Source organism: Stenotrophomonas sp. INTA L402-1, from assembly GCF_059295135.1.
Genome location: NZ_JCAFWP010000030.1, coordinates 1 through 21,607 on the forward strand (window position 1 = coordinate 1; position 21,607 = coordinate 21,607).

At 67.3% G+C, this 21,607-nt stretch carries 18 protein-coding genes and 2 tRNA genes; 12 read left to right on the top strand and 8 right to left on the bottom strand.

Features of this window, described 5'->3' with window-relative positions:
* The first annotated feature begins 89 nt into the window (after positions 1 to 89).
* Together metX and AC5O77_RS15955 are read left to right on the top strand one after the other, a co-directional pair.
* Positions 90 to 1,202, top strand: coding sequence for a homoserine O-acetyltransferase MetX (gene metX, locus AC5O77_RS15950; protein ID WP_478056952.1), 1,113 nt, complete (start codon positions 90 to 92; stop codon positions 1,200 to 1,202).
* Positions 1,203 to 1,547: a DUF1294 domain-containing protein gene (locus AC5O77_RS15955; protein WP_049401133.1), complete on the top strand. Its 345-nt coding sequence runs from the start codon at positions 1,203 to 1,205 to the stop codon at positions 1,545 to 1,547.
* Between the two features lie 91 nt (positions 1,548 to 1,638).
* Here the strand turns inward: AC5O77_RS15955 and cydC are convergent, their stop codons facing one another.
* Positions 1,639 to 3,312, bottom strand: a complete 1,674-nt coding sequence (cydC, locus tag AC5O77_RS15960) for a thiol reductant ABC exporter subunit CydC (RefSeq protein ID WP_478056953.1) — start codon at positions 3,310 to 3,312, stop codon at positions 1,639 to 1,641.
* Positions 3,309 to 5,054, bottom strand: a complete 1,746-nt coding sequence (gene cydD / locus AC5O77_RS15965; protein ID WP_478056954.1) for a thiol reductant ABC exporter subunit CydD — start codon at positions 5,052 to 5,054, stop codon at positions 3,309 to 3,311. Before cydD ends, cydC begins: the two co-directional genes overlap by 4 nt.
* A gap of 228 nt (positions 5,055 to 5,282) precedes the next feature.
* Between cydD and AC5O77_RS15970 the strand changes: the two genes are divergently transcribed.
* From AC5O77_RS15970 to pgaD, 10 genes are all read left to right on the top strand, one after another.
* A complete protein-coding gene (locus AC5O77_RS15970) occupies positions 5,283 to 6,866 on the top strand; it encodes a cytochrome ubiquinol oxidase subunit I (RefSeq protein WP_032129413.1) in 1,584 nt (527 codons plus the stop codon).
* Between the two features lie 15 nt (positions 6,867 to 6,881).
* Positions 6,882 to 8,036, top strand: coding sequence for a cytochrome d ubiquinol oxidase subunit II (gene cydB / locus AC5O77_RS15975; RefSeq protein WP_049401140.1), 1,155 nt, complete (start codon positions 6,882 to 6,884; stop codon positions 8,034 to 8,036).
* Between the two features lie 54 nt (positions 8,037 to 8,090).
* Entirely contained in the window at positions 8,091 to 8,204 is a 114-nt protein-coding gene (gene cydX, locus AC5O77_RS15980) for a cytochrome bd-I oxidase subunit CydX (protein WP_032129411.1), read from the top strand.
* A 56-nt stretch (positions 8,205 to 8,260) separates the two neighbouring features.
* Positions 8,261 to 8,337, top strand: a tRNA-Pro gene (locus tag AC5O77_RS15985).
* Between the two features lie 140 nt (positions 8,338 to 8,477).
* Positions 8,478 to 8,554: transfer RNA gene (locus tag AC5O77_RS15990), tRNA-Pro, on the top strand.
* A gap of 221 nt (positions 8,555 to 8,775) precedes the next feature.
* Positions 8,776 to 9,981, top strand: a complete 1,206-nt coding sequence (locus AC5O77_RS15995) for a CynX/NimT family MFS transporter (RefSeq protein ID WP_032129410.1) — start codon at positions 8,776 to 8,778, stop codon at positions 9,979 to 9,981.
* 343 nt (positions 9,982 to 10,324) lie between these two features.
* Positions 10,325 to 12,352, top strand: a complete 2,028-nt coding sequence (gene pgaA, locus AC5O77_RS16000; protein WP_494506960.1) for a poly-beta-1,6 N-acetyl-D-glucosamine export porin PgaA — start codon at positions 10,325 to 10,327, stop codon at positions 12,350 to 12,352.
* A 1-nt stretch (position 12,353) separates the two neighbouring features.
* The gene (gene pgaB / locus AC5O77_RS16005; protein WP_494506961.1) at positions 12,354 to 14,240 is read left to right on the top strand and encodes a poly-beta-1,6-N-acetyl-D-glucosamine N-deacetylase PgaB; all 1,887 of its coding nucleotides are present in this window, start codon (positions 12,354 to 12,356) and stop codon (positions 14,238 to 14,240) included.
* A 1-nt stretch (position 14,241) separates the two neighbouring features.
* The gene (gene pgaC, locus AC5O77_RS16010; RefSeq protein WP_010486660.1) at positions 14,242 to 15,498 is read left to right on the top strand and encodes a poly-beta-1,6-N-acetyl-D-glucosamine synthase; all 1,257 of its coding nucleotides are present in this window, start codon (positions 14,242 to 14,244) and stop codon (positions 15,496 to 15,498) included.
* Positions 15,495 to 15,965 carry a poly-beta-1,6-N-acetyl-D-glucosamine biosynthesis protein PgaD gene (gene pgaD / locus AC5O77_RS16015; RefSeq protein WP_197616054.1) on the top strand — a complete coding sequence of 157 codons (471 nt, stop codon included), beginning with the start codon at positions 15,495 to 15,497 and terminating at the stop codon, positions 15,963 to 15,965. Before pgaC ends, pgaD begins: the two co-directional genes overlap by 4 nt.
* Positions 15,966 to 16,038: 73 nt before the next feature.
* Here the strand turns inward: pgaD and AC5O77_RS16020 are convergent, their stop codons facing one another.
* Genes AC5O77_RS16020 through AC5O77_RS16045 form a run of 6 tightly spaced genes read right to left on the bottom strand, consistent with a single transcriptional unit; the run spans position 16,039 to position 21,607 of the window.
* The gene (locus AC5O77_RS16020) at positions 16,039 to 17,310 is read right to left on the bottom strand and encodes a glutamate-5-semialdehyde dehydrogenase (protein WP_494506962.1); all 1,272 of its coding nucleotides are present in this window, start codon (positions 17,308 to 17,310) and stop codon (positions 16,039 to 16,041) included.
* Complete coding sequence (proB, locus tag AC5O77_RS16025; RefSeq protein ID WP_494506963.1) at positions 17,307 to 18,464, bottom strand: glutamate 5-kinase; 1,158 nt, start codon at positions 18,462 to 18,464, stop codon at positions 17,307 to 17,309. Before proB ends, AC5O77_RS16020 begins: the two co-directional genes overlap by 4 nt.
* A gap of 11 nt (positions 18,465 to 18,475) precedes the next feature.
* Positions 18,476 to 18,739 carry a YciI family protein gene (locus tag AC5O77_RS16030; RefSeq protein WP_032129404.1) on the bottom strand — a complete coding sequence of 88 codons (264 nt, stop codon included), beginning with the start codon at positions 18,737 to 18,739 and terminating at the stop codon, positions 18,476 to 18,478.
* Positions 18,739 to 20,034, bottom strand: a complete 1,296-nt coding sequence (gene argH, locus AC5O77_RS16035; RefSeq protein ID WP_317218028.1) for an argininosuccinate lyase — start codon at positions 20,032 to 20,034, stop codon at positions 18,739 to 18,741. The genes AC5O77_RS16030 and argH overlap by 1 nt, the downstream gene beginning before the upstream one ends.
* Positions 20,035 to 20,054: 20 nt before the next feature.
* Positions 20,055 to 21,008, bottom strand: a complete 954-nt coding sequence (gene argC / locus AC5O77_RS16040; protein ID WP_478056958.1) for an N-acetyl-gamma-glutamyl-phosphate reductase — start codon at positions 21,006 to 21,008, stop codon at positions 20,055 to 20,057.
* Positions 21,005 to 21,607: a GNAT family N-acetyltransferase gene (locus tag AC5O77_RS16045; RefSeq protein WP_049401159.1), complete on the bottom strand. Its 603-nt coding sequence runs from the start codon at positions 21,605 to 21,607 to the stop codon at positions 21,005 to 21,007. The genes argC and AC5O77_RS16045 overlap by 4 nt, the downstream gene beginning before the upstream one ends.

Below are 21,607 nucleotides of genomic sequence, written 5' to 3' on the forward strand. Positions count from 1 at the left end.
AGATGTGTATAAGAGACAGCTACCGGGTGCATCGCCGATGGAAACCAGCGTGTCGCCAGCTCCACATGCGGCCCCGCTAGAATGACTGCATGACCGAATTCATCCCGCCCGGCACCCGCTTCCACGCCCTGCCCTCGCCGTTCCCGTTCAAGCGCGGTGGCGCCCTGCATGGCGCACGCGTGGCCTACGAAACCTGGGGAACGCTGGCCGCCGACGCCAGCAACGCGATCCTGATCGTGACCGGCCTGTCGCCGGATGCACACGCCGCGGCCAATGACGCCAACCCCGCAGTGGGCTGGTGGGAAGGCATGGTCGGCCCCGGCAAGCCGATCGATACCCACCGCTGGTACGTGGTATGCGTGAATTCGCTGGGCAGCTGCAAGGGCTCGACCGGTCCCGCCTCGCTCAACCCGGCCACGGGCCAACCGTATCGCCTCGACTTCCCCGAGCTGTCGATCGAAGACGGCGCACGCGCCGCGATCGAAGTCGTGCGTGCCCTGGGCATCGAACAGCTGGCCTGCGTGGTCGGCAATTCAATGGGCGGCATGACCGCACTCGCGGTACTGATGCTGCACCCGGGCATTGCGCGCAGCCACGTCAACATTTCCGGCAGTGCGCAGGCACTGCCGTTCTCGATCGCGATCCGTTCGCTGCAGCGCGAGGCGATCCGCCTTGATCCACGCTGGAATGGCGGCCACTACGACGATGCCGAGTATCCCGAGTCCGGCATGCGCATGGCGCGCAAGCTGGGCGTGATCACCTACCGTTCGGCACTGGAATGGGATGGCCGCTTCGGCCGCGTGCGGCTGGATTCGGACCAGGCCGACGACGATCCGTTCGGCCTCGAATTCCAGGTGGAAAGCTATCTGGAAGGCCATGCACGGCGCTTCGTGCGCTTCTTCGATCCGAACTGCTATCTGTACCTGAGCCGTTCGATGGACTGGTTCGACCTGGCTGAGTATGCCGACGGCGACGTGCTGGCCGGGCTGGCGAAGATCCGGGTGGAGAAGGCGCTGGCGATCGGCGCCAACACCGACATCCTGTTCCCGGTGCAGCAGCAGCAACAGGTCGCCGACGGCCTGCGCGCCGGCGGTGCCGATGCGCGCTTCATCGGCCTGGAGTCGCCGCAGGGCCATGACGCCTTCCTCGTCGATTTCGAGCGTTTCGGCCCGGCCGTGCGCGGCTTCCTCGACGCGCTGTAAGTGGCATGGCGGCGTAACCTCGCGCTGGCCGCATTCGGTGCGTTGATCGCACTGACGGTCAGCGGCGTGCTGCCGCTGTGGCTGGGCGGTTGGTGCCTGCTCGCCAGCGCAGTGTCGTTCGGCCTGTACGGCCACGACAAGCGCGCGGCGCAGCGAAAGCAGTGGCGGATTCCCGAGCGCACACTGCAGTTGCTGGCCTTTGCCGGCGGTTGGCCGGGCGCGCTGCTGGGCCAGGCGCTGTTCCGCCACAAGCATCGCAAAGCCGGATTCCAGTGGGTGTTCTGGCTGTGCGTGCTGGCCAACGTGGCCTCGATCGCGGTGATGCTGCGCGAGTTCTCGCGGTAACCGTTCGAATGGGTAGTGCCGGCCGCTGGCCGGCAATTGCGTATCCATATCAAGCGCCATGAGGTTGCCGGCCAGCGGCCGGCACTACCATTCACGCTTCGCGCACCACTCCCCCATCACGCAACCGGTACTGCGCATCCACCACGCCGTCGGGCAGGTCGTCGTGGGTGATCATCAGCAGGCTGCGCCCGTCCAGCAACCCGGAGAGGTCCTGCAGCAACGCACGTGCGGTATCCACGTCCAGGCCTTCGGTCGGTTCGTCCAGCAGCAGGATCGGCGCATTGCGCAGCAGCGCGCGCGCCAGCGCCAGGCGTCGTGCCTGGCCGGCCGACATCGTCGCGCCGTTCTCGCCCACCCAGGTCTGCAGGCCACCGTTGCGCTCGGCCCACTCACCCAGGCGCACGCGACGCAGCACCGCCCACAACGCTGCGTCACTGGCATCGGGATCACCCAATCGCAGGTTCTCGGCCACGCTGCCGGCAAACACCGGCGCGTTCTGCGGCAGCCACGCCAGTTGCCGGTGCCAGTCGGCCTGGGCGAAATCACGCAGGTCGCGGCCCCCGTAGGTCAACCGTCCCTGTTGCGGATCCCATAGCCGCAGCAGCAGGCTCGACAGGGTGGTCTTGCCACTGCCGCTGTCGCCGCGAATCGCGATCCGCTCGCCCGGCGCCAGGGTCAGCTGCAGGCCGGACAACACCGGCCGCGCCGCACCGGGCCACTGGAAGTGCACGTCATCCCAATGCACGCGCGCGGCCTGCGGCACCGCCTGCGGCGCCTGCGGGTCCTCCACCGTCGGCGGTTGCTCGACGATGGCCTGCAGGCGATCGGCGGCGATGCGCCCGGACTGCAGCGACTGCCAGGCCAGGCCCATGCCGGCCCACAGTTCGATCAGTGCCACGGTGAGGAACACCAGACCCGCCGCCATTTCCGGCGCGATGCGCTGCTGTTCGGCCGCATGCAGGGCCAACGCCAGCATCGCCACCAGGCCCAGTCCGGCGACCAGGCCATGCAGGGTCGAGGCCGCGATCAGGCGCCAGCGCCGACGACGATCCCGCGAAGCCAGCTGCTTGGCGGCCACGCGCACCTTCAACTGCCACGCTGCACCGGCATGCAACGCGGCCAGATCACCCGCGCCCTCCAGTCCTTCGAAGGCTGCGGTACGCAGGGCAGCACGATGCGCGGCACGATCGGCCTCCTCATCGTCGCGACCGCGCACGCCCAGCCACGGCACACCGAAGGCGATCAGCAGCGCCAGCACCGCCAGCAGTACCGCCGCAGACGGCAGGATCACAGCGGCCGAGGCGATCGCCACCAGCGTCAGCGCGCCCAGCGCCACCAGCGGCCCGATCGCACGCACCAGCAGGCCATCCACCTCATTGATGTCACCCAGCAGGCGTGCCAGCAGTTCGCCGGTACGCGTGGCCCCCAGCCGCGCCGGTGCCAGTGGCAGCGCGCGGCGGAAGAACCACACGCGCAGGTCGCGGGCGATGCGCAGCGTGGCATCGTGGCCGACCAGCTTTTCGAAGTAACGCGACACGATGCGCGCCATGGTCAGGCCGCGGATGCCGGCCGACGGCGAAAAGAAGTTGAAGCCCTGCGCCAGCCCGGCCGCACCGGCCAGCGCAGCGGCGGTCAGGAAGCCACCGGACAGGCCCAGCAGGGCGGTGCCGGCCAGCATCGTGATCCACAGCAGCAGCACGGTCAGCAGCAGGCGCGGGCGATGGCGCAGGAACACCGCGCGCAGCGAATCAGGCGAACGGCTCATGCGCGCACCGCCTGTGCCGGCTCGACCAGGCGGCCTTCCGGCAACAGCAGGCAACGGTCAGCCCACGCGATCACCGCAGGGCTGTGGGTGGCGACCACCACGCTGCGTCCACGTGCATAGGCGGCCAGGCTGCGCAACAGCGCGGCTTCGGTATCGGCATCGAGGAACGCAGTCGGTTCGTCCAGCAGCAGCACCTGCGGGTCGCGCAGCAGCAGGCGGGCCAGACCGATGCGGCGTGCTTCACCACCGGACAGGCCGAAGCCGCGCTCGCCGATCACGGTATCCAGCCCCTGCGGCAGGCGCTGTGCGAACTGCAGCACCTGCGAGGCCTCGGCCACTGCGCGCAACCGCGCATCGCTGGCACCGGGATCGGCCAGGCGCAGGTTGTCGGCGATGCTGCCGTGGAAGAGGTACGGCCGCTGGCTGGCATAGGCCACCTGCACGCCGGGACGCAGCTGCAGCTTGCCGGCACGCGGCGGCAACCATCCGGCCAGTGCTTCCAGCAGCGTGCTCTTGCCGGATCCGCTGGGGCCGACCAGGGCCAGGCGCTGGCCCGGTTCCAGCAGCACATCCAGATCCTGCAGCACGTCGTGCGGCGCGCCCAACGGGCGCAGCACCAGCCCCTGCGCCTGCAGCGGCGGCAATGCGGCCTCGGACGGCTCCACCGCCAGCGGCGCGATCTCGTTCTCGATCAGGCCCTGCTCATCGGGCAGCGACTGCAGCAGGCGCTCCACCTCGGCGGCGGCAGCCAGTGCGTTGGCACGATCGTGGTAGTGCGCGGCCAGACGCCGTAGCGGCGCGTAGAACTCCGGCGCCAGCAGCAGGCAGAACAGCCCAGCGCCCAGCGTCGGCACTGCTGCATGCAGCGTCATCAGGCCCAGATAACTCAGGCCCAGGTACAGCGCAACCATCGCCACGCTCACCGAGGCGAAGAATTCCAGCACCGTGGACGACAGGAAGGCGATGCGCAGCACCTTCATCGTACGCACGCGCACGCCTTCGGCGGCGGCCGCGATGCCGTCCAGTTCGGCCTCGCCGCGGCCATACAGGCGCAGCAGGCCCAGACCCTTGATGCGGTCGGCGAAGTGGCCGCTCATCCGCGCCAGCTCGCCCAGCTGCGCACGGCCGGCGGCTTCAGCGCCCCAGCCCACCAGCATCATGAAGAACGGCACCAGCGGTGCGGTGAACAGCAGGATCAGCGCCACCACCCAATCCACCCAGGCCACTGCGGCCAGGATCAGCAGCGGCACCACCACCACTTCGGTGCGCACCGGCAGGAAGCCGCTGTAATAGCTCTCGATCGCATCACCGTGATGCAGCATCAGTTCGCCCAGCTCGCCGGTGCGGCGCTGGCGCAGCCACAGCGGCCCATGTCCAAGCAGGCGCGCGAACACACGCTCGCGCAGCGCCAACCGCGCGGCATCGGCCACATCACCGGCAGCCGCCTGGGTGGCGCTGCCCAGCAGCGTGCGCAGCACCAGGATCACCGCCAGCCCAGCGAGCACCGGCAGGCCCGACGCCAGCGGTGCGCGTTCCACCAGCACCTGCTGCACCAGCCAGGCGATGGCAGCGGCCTGGCCGATCAGCAGCGCGCCGGACAGGCTGATGCACAGCGCCGCCAGCCGCTGGCGACCTCGAGCGGAGCGCGCAAGATCGGCCAGCCAGGCGGTGCGGGCACGCCGCTGGCGGGTCGTTTCGGCTTCCGGGGAAAGGCCGTCAGGGGTCGTTTCGGCAGCGCTCAAGGGGTCTTCACGGGTAACAGGGGAGACACGGCATTGTAGGCGCAGGCAACAGCCTCCCCCTGCGGCCGGCGGTCGCAGTCTTCATCGGGTTGGCATACGATCCTCCTGAATACCCATTCATACATTGATCTGGATCAAGGCTGTTTGAAGTAGTCGGTCACATCATTCACCCCGTAGACCACCCTTCCCGCCACCTGCAACGGCACTATCCAACGAGGTAGCCAGGCCATGATTGATCAGACAGTCGTAGAACTGTCGCGGCTGCAATTCGCTCTGACCGCGATGTACCACTTCCTATTCGTCCCGCTCACGCTTGGCCTGTCCTTCATGGTGGCCATCATGGAGAGCGTGTACGTGATGACCCGCAAGCAGGTCTGGCGGCAGATGACCCTGTTCTGGGGCACCCTGTTCGGCATCAACTTCGCCATCGGCGTGGCCACCGGCCTGGTGATGGAGTTCCAGTTCGGCATGAACTGGTCGTACTACAGCCACTACGTGGGCGACATCTTCGGTGCGCCGCTGGCCATCGAAGGCCTGATGGCGTTCTTCCTGGAAGCGACCTTCATCGGCCTGTTCTTCTTCGGCTGGAAGCGCCTGAGCCCGGTCAAGCACCTCACTGTGACCTGGCTGATGGCGCTGGGCACCAACCTGTCGGCGGTGTGGATCCTGATCGCCAACGGCTGGATGCAGAACCCGACCGGTGCGGTGTTCAACCCGGAAACGATGCGCATGGAAGTGGTCGACTTCGCTGCGGTTCTGCTGAACCCGGTGGCCCAGGCCAAGTTCGTGCACACCGTCAGTGCCGGCTACGTGACCGGTGCGATCTTCGTGATGTCGATCAGCGCCCTGTACCTGCTGCGCAACAAGCATCGGGACATGGCCCGCCGTTCGTTCGCGGTGGCCGCAGCCTTCGGCCTGCTGTCCTCGCTGTCGGTGGTGGTGCTGGGTGACGAGAGTGGTTACGCCGCCAGCGAACACCAGAAGATGAAGCTGGCCGCGATCGAAGCAATGTGGGAAACCGAGCGTGCACCGGCCGACTTCACCGCCTTCGGCATTCCCAACCAGGACACCCACCAGAACGACTACGCGGTGAAGATTCCGTACCTGATGGGCCTGATCGCCACCCGTTCGCTGGACCAGCCGATCCCGGGCATCCTGGAACTGGTGGAGCGTGCCGAGCACCGCATCCGCGGCGGCCAGATCGCCTATGGCGCACTGGAACGCGTGAAGAAGAACCGGAACGACCTCGAAGCACGCGAGATGTTCGATCGCCACTGGCAGGATCTCGGCCACGGCCTGCTGCTGAAGCGCTACCGCGAAGACATCCTCAACGCGACGCCGGAGGAAATCTCCAAGGCCGCGATGGATACCGTCCCGCGCGTGGCCCCGCTGTTCTGGACCTTCCGCATCATGGCGGGCCTGGGCTTCTACCTGATCGCCTTCTTCGCACTGGCGTTCTACTTCTCGTGCCGCAACAACTTCCAGGACAAGCGCTGGTTCCTGAAGCTGGCCGTGTGGTCGCTGCCGGCACCGTGGATCGCGATCGAGTGCGGTTGGTTCGTCGCCGAGTACGGCCGCCAGCCGTGGGCGGTGGATGGTGTGCTGCCCACCTTCTACGCGGCATCGGGCCTGGCACTGCATGAAATCCTGACCACGCTGGCGGTGTTCACCAGCTTGTATACGGTGCTGCTGATCATCGAGATCAAGCTGATGCTGAAGGCGGTCCGCAAGGGTCCGGACGACATCCTGCCCTCGCTGCAGGCCGATATCCGCCCCGCTTCCCCCAATGCAGTCGCCCCCGGCCAGGCCTGAGGCAGGAGAATCCAGATGGAATTCATTGCACTTGATTACACCACGCTCCGCGTGATCTGGTGGCTGCTGCTCGGCATCCTGCTGATCGGCTGGGCCGTGATGGATGGTTTCGATCTTGGTGTCGGCACACTGCTGCCGTTCGTGGCCAAGACCGATGAAGAACGCCGGCTGGTGATCAACACCGTCGGCCCGGTGTGGGAAGGCAACCAGGTCTGGCTGGTGCTGGGTGGTGGCGCGATCTTCGCCGCATGGCCGCCGCTGTATGCGGTCAGCTTCTCCGGCTTCTACCTGGCGGTGTTTGCGATGCTGTTCGGGCTGATCCTGCGCCCGGTCGGCTTCAAGTACCGCAGCAAGCTGCCGTCCAAGCGCTGGCGCGACAACTGGGACCGCGTGCTGTTCATCGGCGGCCTGCTGCCGGGCCTGATTGCCGGCGTCGCCGTGGGCAACGTGCTGCTGGGTGTGCCGTTCCACTTCGATGACACCCTGCGCGTGACCTACACCGGTTCGTTCTTCGGCCTGCTCACCCCGTTCGCGCTCATCGCCGGCCTGATCAGCGTGGCCATGCTGGTTTCGCATGGTGCGGCCATGCTGGTGATCAAGACCGACGGCCCGGTGGCCGAACGTGCCGCACGTTACGGCAGCGTCGCCGCCATCATCAGCTTCGTGCTGTTCGCTGTCGCCGGTGCCTGGGTGGCCTTCGGCCTGCCGGGTTACCAGATCACCTCGCAGGTGGTCACCGATGGCCCGACCAATCCGCTGCTGAAGACCGCCGAACTGGGCACGGCCGCCGGTGGCTGGCTGCGCAACTACAGCTCCATGCCGGCGACGCTGGTGTTCCCGGTGCTGGGCCTGCTGGGCGCACTGGCCAGCGCGGTACTGCTGCGCGCACGTCGTGGTGGCCTGGCCTTCATCGCCTCGGGCGCCTCGATCGCCGGCATCATCCTGACCGTCGGCTTTGCGATCTTCCCGTTCCTGCTGCCGTCCTCCAGCCAGCCCACCTCCAGCCTGACTGTCTGGGACAGCTCGTCCAGCCATCTGACGCTGTGGGTCATGCTGCTGGCTACGGCCATCTTCCTGCCGATCATCATCGCTTACACCACCTGGGTGTACCGCGTACTGAAGGGCAAGACGACGGTCGAGGAAATGGGCGACAACCCCAACGCTTACTGATTGCCGGTGTGCCGGCCCACGGCCGGCACATCCCTTGAACATAGGAGATTGACCATGTGGTATTTCGCCTGGATTCTCGGTGCCGGACTGGCCTCGGTCGTGGCCATCCTCAACGGGATGTGGTTCGAAGCGCGCGAAAGCGCCCGCACCGACAACGACGTGCATTGAAACTGTAAAAAAGGGTTGCCGACAGGGCCTTCACACGGTATCTTAGGCGGCTCCTTCGGGGTGTAGCTCAGTCTGGTAGAGCGCTACGTTCGGGACGTAGAGGTCGCAGGTTCGAATCCTGTCTCCCCGACCACTCAAGTGGTCGCATTGAAGCCTGGTGAAGTCGTCCAGGCTTTTTTGTTCCCTGAAGTGGCACTGCTTCGGCAGTGTGAAGAAAACAGCATTCACCCCTTGCCGCCATCGGGGTGAATCGCTAGAATAGGCGGCTCCCTTCGGGGTGTAGCTCAGTCTGGTAGAGCGCTACGTTCGGGACGTAGAGGTCGCAGGTTCGAATCCTGTCTCCCCGACCACTTCGGTGGTCACCAAGAAGCCTGGAAGACATCACTGTCCTCCGGGTTTTTTTGTATCAAGCGCCAGGCCGCCCGCGTGACGGGACCTTGCCGCGCAGCGCACGTACAATGGCCGCGCTGCCGGCCCTCCTGCAGCCCCCCCCCCACCTGCCGCTTCGGCGTAGACCGATGCCGGCGCTGCATGCCGTTGCTGCGGCGTGCGACACCTGCAAGGACCACCGATGAGTTCCTCCCCTTCCGATTCGCCGTCGCTGCTGCACGGTCGTGTCCTCGCGTTTGCCGCGATCCTGCTGGCAGCGGTCAACCTGCGCACTGCGGTCACCTCGATCACCCCGCTGCTGGACGTGCTCGGCCAGCAGTTCGGCTTCGGCACCACCATGACCGGCGTGCTGGGCATGCTGCCGACCGCCTCGTTCGCGCTGTTCGGCGTGGCCACGCCGGCATTGGCGCGGCGCCTGGGCCTGGAACGCACCACGCTGCTGGCGATGGTGATGGCGATGGCCGGCCTGCTGCTGCGTTCCAGCGCCGGCAACGTCGGCACGCTGCTGCTCGGTTCGGTGGTTGCACTGGCCGGCATGGGCATCGGCAACGTGGTGGTGCCGCCGCTGGTGAAGCGCTATTTCGCCAACAAGGTTGGCACCATGAGCACGCTGTACATCAGCGTGCTGCAGCTGGGCACGATGCTGCCGGCGCTGCTGGCAGTGCCGGTGGCGAATGCTGCGGGCTGGCGCGTGTCGCTGGGCATGTGGGCGCTGCTGGCGCTGGCCGCCGCCCTGCCGTGGCTGCTGCTGGCCAGGCGCGCACCGAAGCCGCAGGCCGACGCCACCGATCCCACCGCACAGCCGCACGGCAAGGTCTGGCGCACGTCGCTGGGCTGGAGCATGACGCTCATGTTCGGCATGACCTCGCTGATGACCTATTCGATGTTCACCTGGCTGCCGCGCATCGTGGTCGAGGCCGGTGGCACGCCCGCGTTCGGCGGCGTGATGGTCGCCGTGTTCTCGGCACTGGGCCTGCTGCCGTCGCTGGTCATTCCGTCGATGGCGGTGCGCCTGCAGAACCCGTTCCCGCTGGTGCTGATCGGTTTCTTCTCGTTCGTGATCGCCTTTACCGGCCTGCTTGTGGCCCCGATGAAGGCGCCGCTGCTGTGGGCCTGCCTGCTCGGCGTCGGTCCGTCCACCTTCCCGCTGGCGCTGACCCTGATCAACCTGCGCACCCGCACCCCCACCGGCTCGGCCGCGCTGTCCGGGTTCATGCAGGGCGTGGGCTACAGCTTCAGCTGCCTGGGGCCGTTCCTGGTCGGCTGGCTGCACACCGTCAGCGACGGCTGGACGATCCCATTCAGCTTCCTGTTCGGCTGCGCCACCCTGATGCTGTGCGCCTCCTGGGTGGCCTGCAAGCCGCGCAAGCTGGAAGACCTCTGGTAAGCCACGTGGGGCCTCGCAACCGGCCCCACCTACCGCTCGTCAGCCCGTCTGCGCATTTTGACGCCGGGCTGACAATTCCGGGCGGATAGTGCCCACGAATGCCCATCCTTGCCGCGTGCCGGCATCGGGCATGGGGGCGGCAGCGCCGCCCAGGCCACCACTCGGTGTGCGGGGGACTCTCGTTTCAGACAAGACATTGCAGGTCGCTGTCCTGGTTTCGCCCATCCCTGCTGGATGGGAGTTCGCGAGGGGAGTGACGCAGGCCACGGCCATCCCAGAATCTGGCATGTGATGTGCGTCACATTTTTCAGGTTGTCTGGTTCGGAAGCCAAGGGGGCCCCCAATGGTTGTCCACCGCCGGCTGGCGCTCTGCGTCGGCCTTGCCTGTACCGCCCTGGCCTGGGCCAGCAGCGCTGCCCCGCCTGACCGCGAGGCGGCCCTGGCCGAGATCGGCCGCTACCGCGACCAGGCCCGTTGGCTGGATGCGCTCGGCGCGATCGAGCGCGCCAGCCAGCAGCAGCCCAACGACGACCTGCTGTTCAAGCTGCGCGTCCTGACCCTGGGCGACATCGGCAATGCCTGGCGCGCCTGGGAGCTGTACCAGCAGCGCCCGCAACTGTTCGACGCTGCTCAGAAGCAACGCATCGAAGGCGACTACCTGGCCAAGCTGGTGGTCTGGAGCCTGGCCTACAGCAGCAGCGAAGACAGCCGGCTGGAAGAAGCCGAATCGACCCTGGCGCGCATGCAGCGCTATCTGGGCAGCGAAGGCCCCCCACCTGTGCAGGCGCCATTGCGCATCCGCATGGACCGGCTGATCCTGCTCAACCGGCTGGGCCGCCATGCGCAGGTGCGAGAGGAAGCCCGCGCACTGCAGGCTGAAGGCCATGCCCTGCCCGACTATGTTCTGCCTGCGGTCGGCGATTCGCTGATGGGCACGCTGCATCCGGAAGAAGCCATTCCGGTGCTGCAGGCGGCCGTCGCAGGCGATCCGACGCGCGACGCCTCGCATTCGGAACTGGCTTACGCCTACCTGGAAAGCGAGCAGCAGGAAAAGGCCGTCGACCTGCTGCAGGCGTGGCGCGACAAGGAACCTGCCTGGCGCTGGAGCAACGGCAAGTCGCCGTATCCAAACTGGTCGCGCTACGAAGCCGACCTCAACCTGGCGATGGTGCGCGCCTACAGCGGTGACCTGCCCACCGCGCAGCGCGATCTGGAATCGATGGTCGACATCGCACCGGGCAACGGCGGCCTGCAGAGCGCGCTGGGCAGCGTGTACATGATGCGCGGCTGGCCACGCAGGGCGCTGCAACGGCAACAGATGGCGCATGCGCTGGACCCGCGCGACATCGAGCCACGGCTGGGCATGCAGGAAGCCTACGTCGCCCTGCAGCGCGATGACCTGGCGCGACCGCTGCACGACGATCTGGTCGCGCGCTACCCCACCCAGCCCGCCGTCGAACGCATGGACCAGGCCTGGCGTGCACATCGCGGCTGGCAGCTGAAGGCATGGACCGACATCGGCCGCAGCTCCGGCGGTGGCGGCACTTCGCCACTGGGCAACAACGACCGCCATTACGGTCTTGAAGTGGAGACACCGATCCTCGATGACCGCTGGCGGTTGTTTGCGCTCGCAGACCGGCGTTCGATCGACTTCCAGGACCAGCGCATCGATCCGCTGTGGCTGGGCGCCGGCGTGCGTTACCGCTTCGGCCGGCTGGATGCGGAGGCGGCGGTGCTGCGTGCCAACGACCACATCGGTGATACCGGCCTGCGCGTCGGCGCGGGCTGGCAGTTCAACGACCACTGGCATGCCGGACTGACCGCCGCACGCAATGATCCAGATGCATCAATGCAGGCGCGCGTGGCCGGCATCACTGCCGACAGCGTGAGTGCGCAGGTGGACTACCGGCGCAGCGAACGCACCCACTGGATGTTCGGCGCCAGCCGCTTCCGCTACGACGACGGCAATCATCGCGAACTGTTCAGCACCAGCGTCGAGCAGCGGCTGCTGACACGTCCACGGTGGCTGATCGATGGCCTGGGCAGTGCCTACACCAGTCGCGGCAGCCGCGATGATGCTTCCTACTTCAACCCGAAGCGTGATCGCATGGTCGAGATCGGCCTGCGCATCGACCAGCAGTTGTGGCGCCACTACGAACGCCACTTCCGCCACCGGCTGACCGTCTCGCTGGGCGATTACTGGCAGGACGGCTTCGGCAGTGCACTGGTGCCGTCGGTGTCCTACATGCACGAGTGGCAGATCGGCCAGGGCCGCGTGTTCGAGTATGGCGTGCGCTGGTCGCGGCCGGTCTACGACGGCCACCGCGAGCGTCATATCGGCTTCGAAGCCGCACTGCGCTGGGGAGACTGACATGACCCGCATCCTGCGCCTGATCGTGCTCCTGCTGCTGTCGGCTGCGCCGCCGGCCTTCGCGCAGCAGGCCCTGCATCTCGATGCGATCGACAACGGCCTGCTGATCCTCAGCTACCACGACATCCGCGACCAGGTCGCAGCCAAGGGGGATGCCGATACCTATGCGGTGAGCACGCAGAACTTCGCCGCCCATCTGGACTGGCTGGGGGCACACGGTTACCACCCGGTGTCGCTGTCGCAGGTGATCGACGCCTCCCGGGGACGCGCCACGCTGCCACCGAAACCGGTACTGCTGACCTTCGATGACGGCCTGCGCAGCGTCTACGACAAGGCCTTCCCGTTGCTGCAGGCTTACCGCTATCCGGCGCTGGTGGCGGTGATCACCGACTATGTGGACATGGCACCTGGCCGCACCATCGACTATGGCTACCGGCCGTTCGGCCGCGACGACTTCATCACCTGGGCACAGCTGAAGCAGATGCACGACAGCGGCCTGATCGAAGTGGCCAGCCATACCGACGACCTGCACCACGGGGTGCTCGCCAACCCACAGGGGAACTCCACCCCGGCTGTCGTGACCCGCGTTTACAACCCCGCCACGCGCAGCTATGAGAGCGAGGCGCAGTACGCGCAACGCTTGCGCGCCGATCTCTCGCGCAGCGTGCAGCGCATCGAGCAGCATCTGGGCGTGCGCCCGCGCGCCATCGTCTGGCCATACGCGGCCTACAACCAGTTGAGCAACGACATCGCCGAGCAGCTGGGCATGCCGGTGTCCTTCGATCTGGAGGGCCGCAGCACGCCGGTGGCCAGCGACCTGCATGGCCTGGCGCGCTTCCTGGTCAGCGACAACCCGACCGTGGAAGGACTGGCCTACGAGCTGCGCCGCGACGTCGCACTCGATGGCATCCGTGCCCTGCAGATCGACCTGGATGATGTCTACGACCCCGAGCCCGCACAGCAGGCGCGCAATCTGGATGCACTGATCGAGCGGGTCAAGCGCATCGCACCGACGCACGTCTACCTGCAGGCGTTCGCCGATCCGGACGGCAACAACACCGCCGATGCACTGTACTTCCCCAACCGCCACCTGCCGATGCGCGCGGACCTGTTCAGTCGCGTCGCCTGGCAGCTGAAATCGCGTGCGGGGGTGAAGGTCTACGCATGGCTGCCGGTACTCGGCTTCGAGCTGCCCGACCCGGTGCAGCGCAAGGCGCTGGCGATCCGCAACGGCGATGCCGATGGCATGTACCGGCTGGACTTCACCAATCCCCAGGCGCGCCAGGTCATGCTCGACCTCTACGAGGATCTGGCGGTCAACTCCTACTTCGAGGGCCTGCTGTTCCATGACGATGGGTACCTGCGCGATACCGAGCTGCCCGCCCTGGCGGCCGGTGAAGATGGCAGCGCACGTACCCAGGCCCTGATCGACTTCACCTTGGCCCTGCGCGACAGTGCGCAGCGCTGGCGGCCGAAGCTGGCCACGGTGCGCAACCTGTATGCCGAGCCGGTACTCCGCCCGCAGAGTGAAGCCTGGTTCGCGCAGCGCCTGGACCTGTTCAACAAGGCCTACGACCAGACCGCACTGATGGCGATGCCGTGGATGGAAGGCAGCAAGCATCCGGAGCGCTGGCTCGACCAGCTGCTGGCCGCGGTGCGTGCACATGACCCACAGCTGCAGCACACCCTGTTCGAACTGCAGACCGTCGATTGGCGCAGCGGGCAACCGATTCCCGCCGAGCGACTGCGCGCGCAGATCCGCCAGCTGCAGGCGCAGGGCGTGCACCACTTCGCCTGGTACCCGGATGACTTCATCGCCGACCAGCCCTCCACCCGCGATGCCCGCGCGGCAATGTCCGCCGGCAACTTCCCGTACCCGGAGAAGTGACATGGACATGCATCCGTTGCTGCAGGTCCTGTTCCAGTTCGCCTTCTACTACCCGATGGTGATGGCATTCTTCTGGATGTCGGGCGGCCTGTATTACTACTTCCGGCGCGAACGCCATTCGCGCCCACGCAACGACCCGCCTCTGATGGTCGATCCACCGTTCGCGAGCCTGCTGATTCCCTGCCACAACGAGTCGGCAAACCTCGACGACACACTCGGCGCGGCGCTGGCACAGCGCTACCCGGCCGACTATGAGGTGATCGCCATCGACGACGGCAGCAGCGACGACACGGGTGCGCGGCTGGACGCCCTGGCGGCAAAGCACCCACGGCTGCGCGTGCTGCACCTGGACCGCAACCTCGGCAAGGCCAATGCGCTGCGCATGGGGGCGCTCGCCGCACGCTCGGAATACCTGGTGTGCATCGACGGCGACGCGATGCTGGAAGAACACGCGCTGCACTGGATGATCTGGCACCTGGTCAGCGGCAACCGGGTCGGCGCGGTCACCGGCAACCCGCGCATCCGCAACCGCTCCACCCTGCTCGGACGCCTGCAGGTGGCCGAGTTCTCCTCGATCATCGGCATGATCAAGCGCGCGCAGCGGGTGTACGGGCGCATCTTCACCATCTCCGGCGTGATCGCCGGCTTCCGCCGCACCGCCCTGCACCAGGTCGGCTGGTGGTCCGATGACATGGTGACCGAAGACATCGACATCAGCTGGCGCCTGCAGCGCGCGCACTGGGACATCCGCTACGAACCCAACGCACTATGCTTCATCCTGATGCCAGAAACCCTGAAGGGACTGTGGCGGCAGCGGCTGCGCTGGGCCCAGGGCGGCGTGGAGGTGATGCTGCGCCACGCCCGCTCGCTGCTGCACTGGAAGGAGCGGCGCATGTGGGGCGTACTGCTGGAGTACGTGCTCAGCGTGATCTGGGCTTACACCATGTTGTTCATCGTGGTGCTGTGGGCGCTGGGCAAGTTCATCGAACTGCCCCCGCAACTGCATATCGCCAGCCTGCTGCCGGAGTGGCATGGCGTGATCCTGGCCCTGGTCTGCCTGCTGCAGTTCGCCAGCAGCCTGATCATCGACCGTCGTTACGAAACACAGATTGGACGCAACTACTTCTGGGTCATCTGGTACCCGATGGCGTACTGGTTGATCAGCCTTTCCACCACCCTGGTGGCGTTGCCGAAAACCCTGCTGCGCCGTCGCAGCAAGCGCGCCACCTGGACCAGTCCCGATCGGGGGATCCGATGAACGCACAACGCCCGTCCAACCGCTTCGACTCGCGGATGATCCGCAAGCCGCATCGCCAACCACGCTTCCAACGCACCGCCTGGGGCTTCGTCACCCTGGCGTTCTGGGGGTTCTACTTCTACCTGTGGGCCCCACTGGTCACCCTGGTGTCGTGGCTGGTCGGCGGCCAGCTGGCCTGGCAGCAGCTGTACGAACGGCAAAGCCAGTTCGACCCCTATGTGCTGGTGGCGTTGCCGCTGATGCTGCTGTGCGCCAGCGTACTGCTGATCGGCTGGGCCGAGTACAACCGCGCGCGCTTCCGCGGCCACGAACGGCGCCTGCCGCGGCCGCTGGCCAGCCTCAACGAAGTGGCCGCCGACCTGGGCGCCAGCACCGGGCTGGCCGAGCGCCTGCTGGGCTGCAAGGCCGCCACGCTGCACATGGACGATCACGCGCGGCCGATCGGCATCCGCCGCGAGGTGCTGTAACTCGATTGCCCTGGGTGCCGACCTTGGTCGGCGCCGGGGTCTACCGCGAAGAGCATCCACGCATGGCGTGGATCTACTTGCGGGTCTGCCCTTCCCCGCGCACGACAAATCGTTCGACGGTGAGTGCCTCCAGCCCCATCGGGCCGTACGCGTGCAGGCGCGTGGTGGAGATGCCGATCTCGCTGCCCAGGCCCAGCTGGCCGCCGTCGGAGAAACGCGAGGACGCATTGACCATCACCACCGCCGAGCGCAGCGCAGTGACGAAGCGCTCGGCGTTGCCCGCGTCTTCGGTGGCGATCACTTCAGTATGGTCGGAGGTGTAGGCACGGATGTGCGCAATGGCAGCGTCGAGATCGTCAACCACGCGTACCGCCAGCACCAGATCAAGGAACTCGGCGGCATAGTCGTCTTCAGTGGCCAACATGCTGCCCGGCAGCAGCGGCTGCGCCTGCGCATCGGCGCGCAGCTGCACGCCGCGCTCACCCAGCGCCTGCGCCACGCGCGGCAGGAACGCTTCGGCCACCTCGCGGTGCACCAGCAGCGTTTCCAGCGAGTTGCAGGCTGCAGGGCGGCTGCACTTGCCATCCACCAGCAGGTCAATGGCCTTGCCGAGGTCGGCGCTGGCATCCACGAACAGATGGCACACGCCCTTGTAATGCTTGATCACCGGCACCCGCGCATGCTCGGCGACGAAGCGGATCAGGCCTTCGCCACCACGCGGAATGGCCAGGTCGATCAGCTCATGCAACTGCAGCAGTTCCAGCATCGCTTCGCGGCGCAGGTCGGTCAGCACGGTCACCGCAGCCGGCGGTGCGCCGTTGGCCTTCAATGCGCCGGACAGCGCCTGGGCGATGGCGGTGTTGGAGTGGATCGCCTCGGAACCACCGCGCAGGATCACGCCATTGCCGGCCTTCAGGCACAGCGCGGCCGCTTCGGCGGTCACGTTCGGGCGTGCCTCGTAGATCATCGCGATCACCCCCAGCGGAACGCGCACCTTCTGCACACGGATGCCGTTTGGACGCACATCGTCGCGGGTGATCTGGCCGACCGGATCGGGCAGCGCGGCGACCTCACGCACGGCTTCGGCCATCGCGAACAGGCGTGCCGGGTCCAGCGCCAGGCGGTCGAGCATGGCACTGCCAACGCCCTTGTCGCGCGCGGCAGCAAGGTCACGCGCATTACCGGCCAGGATCAGCCCGGCATTCACTTCCAGTGCCTGCGCCATTGCCAGCAGCAGCGTGCGGCGCGCCGCACTGTCGAGGCCGGCAACGATCTGGGCCGCGTCACGGCAGGCACGCGCCTGCGCTTCGATTTCGCTCATCGGGGAGTCCTTCAAACCGGTCATGGCAGCACCAGATCGTCGCGATGGACGACACTGCCACCGTAGTTGTAGCCCAGCACGGCCTCGATGTCGCGCGAATGGCGACCGGCGATCCGGCGCACATCATCGGCGGCGTACTGGCTGACACCGCGGGCGATGCAGACACGGCCCTGTGGTGCATTCCAGCACACCTGCACCATATCGCCACGCCGGAACGCGCCCTCCGCACCGGTGATGCCACCGGGCAGCAACGAGGCGCCCTTCTCACGCATGGCCTGTGCCGCACCGGCATCGATCACGATCGCGCCTTCGGTCAGCGGTGCATGCCGCAGCCAGTGCTTGCGGGCCGCCTCGCGGCTGCGCGCGGCGTGGATGCGGGTGCCGAACAGGCGGTCCTGCGCCAGTGCACGCACCACGTCGCTGCTGCGGCCGTTGAAAAGGTAGGTCTCGATGCCGAGACGACCCGCCTTGGCCGCCGCCTCAAGCTTGGTCCGCATGCCGCCGGTACCGGCGCGCGACCCTGCGCCGCCGGCCATCGCCAGCACCTCGTCACTCAGTTCCGGCACGTCGTGCAGTGGCCGCGCATCGGCCACGGTGCGCGGGTCCGCGCTGTACAGGCCGTCGATGTCGGTGGCAATGAACAGTGCATCGGCATCGACCAGCGCGGCCACGGTGGCGGCCAGGTTGTCGTTGTCGCCGAGCTTGAGTTCGTCCACCGACACGGTGTCGTTCTCGTTGACCACCGGCAACGCGCCCAGCCGCAGCAACTCATTGAGCGTGGCGCGTGCGTTGAGGTAGCGGCGGCGGTTGCGCAGGTCGTCGTGGGTCAGCAGCACCTGCGCCACGGGGCGCTCGAAGAAGCGCTGCCAGAGCCCGATCAGCTGCGCCTGGCCGAGCGCGGCCAGGGCCTGCCGCGCCGCCATCGCCGCACCGGGTTCATCGGCCCGCGGCAGGATCGCGCGCCCCGCCGCAACCGCACCGGAGGAGACGATCACCACCTCGCGCCCGGCCAGGACGTTGGCGGAAACAAACTGGGCCAGGCCCAGCGCGTGGCGTGGCGACAGGCCGCCGCCATCGGCGGCCAGCAGGCTGCTGCCGACCTTCAGCACTGCACGCCGCCACGGCGGCAGCGCCTGTTGCGGGAACGGCGAAGCGACGTTGGCAGCGTGCTGGATCATCGGTCAGGCTCTCAGCGGGTGTTCCATTCGTGCACGGTCAGCGCGGAGGCCTGCATCGTCACCAGCGGATCGGTGGCGACGATGGCCTGCGCCTGCGCCAGGCTGTCCACGTTGCACAGCACATAGGCGCCACCGCTGCCATCGGCAAAGCCGCCGGTCAGCTGCAGCTTGCCCTGTGCCTGCAACGCATCGAGAAAGTCACGGTGCGGCTGCACGGCGGCGGCGTTGAAATCGGGCCGGCGCATGGCCAGCACCAGGTAGACGGTGCCGGCCATCAGGACAGCGCCTGCCAGCGCGCGTGCAGTTCGTCCAGGCGCAGGTCGGCGGCCGAACCCGGCGATACGCGTGCGGCCAGGCTGCCTTCCGGGGTACGCCCCTGCCCTGCGCTGTCGGCACCGGCGGCAGCAGCCTTGTAGGCCTCGCGGAACGGCACGCCGGCCACGGCCGCTTCCACCGCCACATCGGTGGCGTACATGCCCGAGTCGATTGCCGCGCGAACCTTGTCGTCGCGCCATTCCAGGTTGGCCAGCAGCGCCGGCAGCAGTTCCAGCGCCGACAGGCCGCGACCGAAGCCGTGGAAGATGGCGCCCTTGGACGACTGCAGGTCGCGGTGATAGCCCGACGGCAGCGACAGCAGCTGCTCGATCTCGGTACGCGCGGCGGCGACGCTGGCGTGGGTCGCGCGCATCAGCTCGATCACGTCCGGATTGCGCTTGTTGGGCATGATCGAACTGCCGGTGGTGTACTGCGCCGGCAGCGCGACGAAGCCGAACTCGGCGCTGGTGAACAGCGACAGGTCCCAGGCAATGCGGCGCAGGTCCAGCGTGGCGCCGCCCAGCGCTTCCAGCGCGGCCAGTTCGAACTTGCCGCGCGACAGCTGCGCGTAGATCGGCGAGATCTGCATGCGGGCGAAACCGAGCGCGGCCGTGGTGTGCTCACGGTCCAGCGGCAGGTTCACACCGTAGCCGGCAGCCGTGCCAAGCGGATTGGCGTCGACCAGCGCATGGGTGTCGCGCGCGCGGATGGCGTTGTCGATGAAGGCCTCGGCCCAGCCGGCCCACCACATGCCGGCCGAGGACACCACGGCACGCTGGATGTGGGTGTAGCCGGGGATCGGCAGATCCTTCTCGGCCTGCGCACGGTCCAGCGCGACCTTGGCAACCTCGGCGCTGAGCTGGGCCACACGCAGCAGCTTCTCCTTCAGCCACAGGCGGGTGGCAACCAGGATCTGGTCATTGCGGCTGCGGCCGGTGTGGATCTTGCGGCCGGCATCGCCAAGGCGTTCGGTCAGGCGCGCTTCGATCGCCGAGTGACCATCTTCGTACTGCGTGTCCAGCACGAAGCGGCCTTCACGGAAGTCCTGCGCCAGCACGTCGAGCTCGCGCAGCAGGCCCGCCAGCTCATCGGCGCTGAGGATGCCGATGTGCTGCAGGCCCTGTGCATGCGCGGCGCTGGCGGCGATGTCGTGCAGGAAGAATTCGCGATCGAGGATCACGTCATCGCCGGCGAGGAAGGTCTGGATCTGGGCGTCGACGGCGACGCCGGGCTTCTGCCAAAGAAGGTCTGCCATGGGGGCTCCGGAATACGTGTTCAGTGCGGGATCGACGTCAGTTCGTCGATGCCCAGCGCGAGGTTGAGGTTCTGCATGGCCTGGGTGGCCGCGCCCTTGAGCAGGTTGTCCAGGGTCGCCACCACCACCACCCGCTTGCCGCCCGGGACCAGGGTGAAGCCACCGACCTGCGCACCGTGGCGGCCGGCGATGCGGCTGACCCACGGCGCTTCATCCACTACCTCGATCAGCGGTTCGCCCGCATAGGCCTGCTGGAAGCGCTCGACGATCTGTTCGCGGGTCTGCACGCGGTTCAGCCACAGGTTGGCGGTGAGCGTGATGCCCCGGAAATGCGGCGCGACATGCGGCATGAATTCAACCGCAACGCCCAGCTGGACCGACACTTCACGCTCGTGCACGTGGTTGGTCAGCGCATACGGCATCAGGTTGTCGGCGAGCAGTTCGACGTTGTTCTTGTCCGACGGCGTGGTGCCGGCGCCGGAATAGCCGGACACACCGAAGCACTGCGGCGGGCCGGCCAGCAGGTCCAGCAGCGGATGCACCGCCAGCTGCATCGCCGTGGCATAGCAGCCCGGGTTGCTGATGTGCTTCTGGCCGTTGTAGCGGCCGCGGGTCAGCTCCGGCAGGCCGTAGTACCAGCTGTTGTCGAAGCGGTAGTCGGCCGACAGGTCGACGATGACGGTGTCCGGCTTCGCCGCTTCCAGTGCGGCCACGAACGGTGCGGCCAGGCCGTTGGGCAGGGCCAGGATCACCGCGTCCACGCCCTTGGCGGCCACCGCGTCGGCGTCCAGGTTCTCGTACTGCAGCTCGCCCTGGAATTCCGGATGGTGGTCGGACAGGCGCTGCCCGGCGCGTTCGCGCGAGGACACGAAGGCCAGCTTCAGCCGCGGGTGTGCGGCCACCAGCTTGATCAGCTCGGCGCCGGTATGGCCACGGGCGCCGACGATGCCCAGGGTGAAAGTCGAATCGTTCATGCGTGGCTGTCCAGGCGGTACTGCAGGTGGCGCTTCACGCCCTGCCATTCCGTATCGATGATGGAGAAGATGACGGTGTCGCGCGGCGTGCCGTCGGCGTGCCGCTTGTGGTTGCGCAGCACGCCGTCCTGCTTGGCGCCGAGGCGGGCGATGGCGGTGCGCGAGGTGAAGTTGAACCAGCTGGTTTCCAGCACCAGGCTGATGCAGCCCATGGTTTCGAAGGCGTGCTGCAGCAGCAACAGCTTGGTTTCGGTGTTGACGCCAGTACGCTGCACGCGCGGTGCATACCAGGTGTAGCCCAGGCTGAGCTTGGGCACGCCGGCATCCAGGTCGTAGAAGCGGGTGGTACCCACGATGTCACCCGCCGCATCGAGGATCACGAACGGCAGCACCTTGCCTTCTGCCTGTGCCTGCAGCGCGGCCTGCACATAGTGCTCGACCCGCTCCGGCGAAGGCACCTGGGTGTACCAGAGCTGGTCCAGGCCGCTGCCCTCCACGGCGGCGCGCAGGCCAGGCACATGCTCGGGCTGCAGCGGCTGCAGTGTCACGTGCTGGCCGCGCAGGGTGGGAATCGTAGTCCAGTGATCGGAATGGTCCAT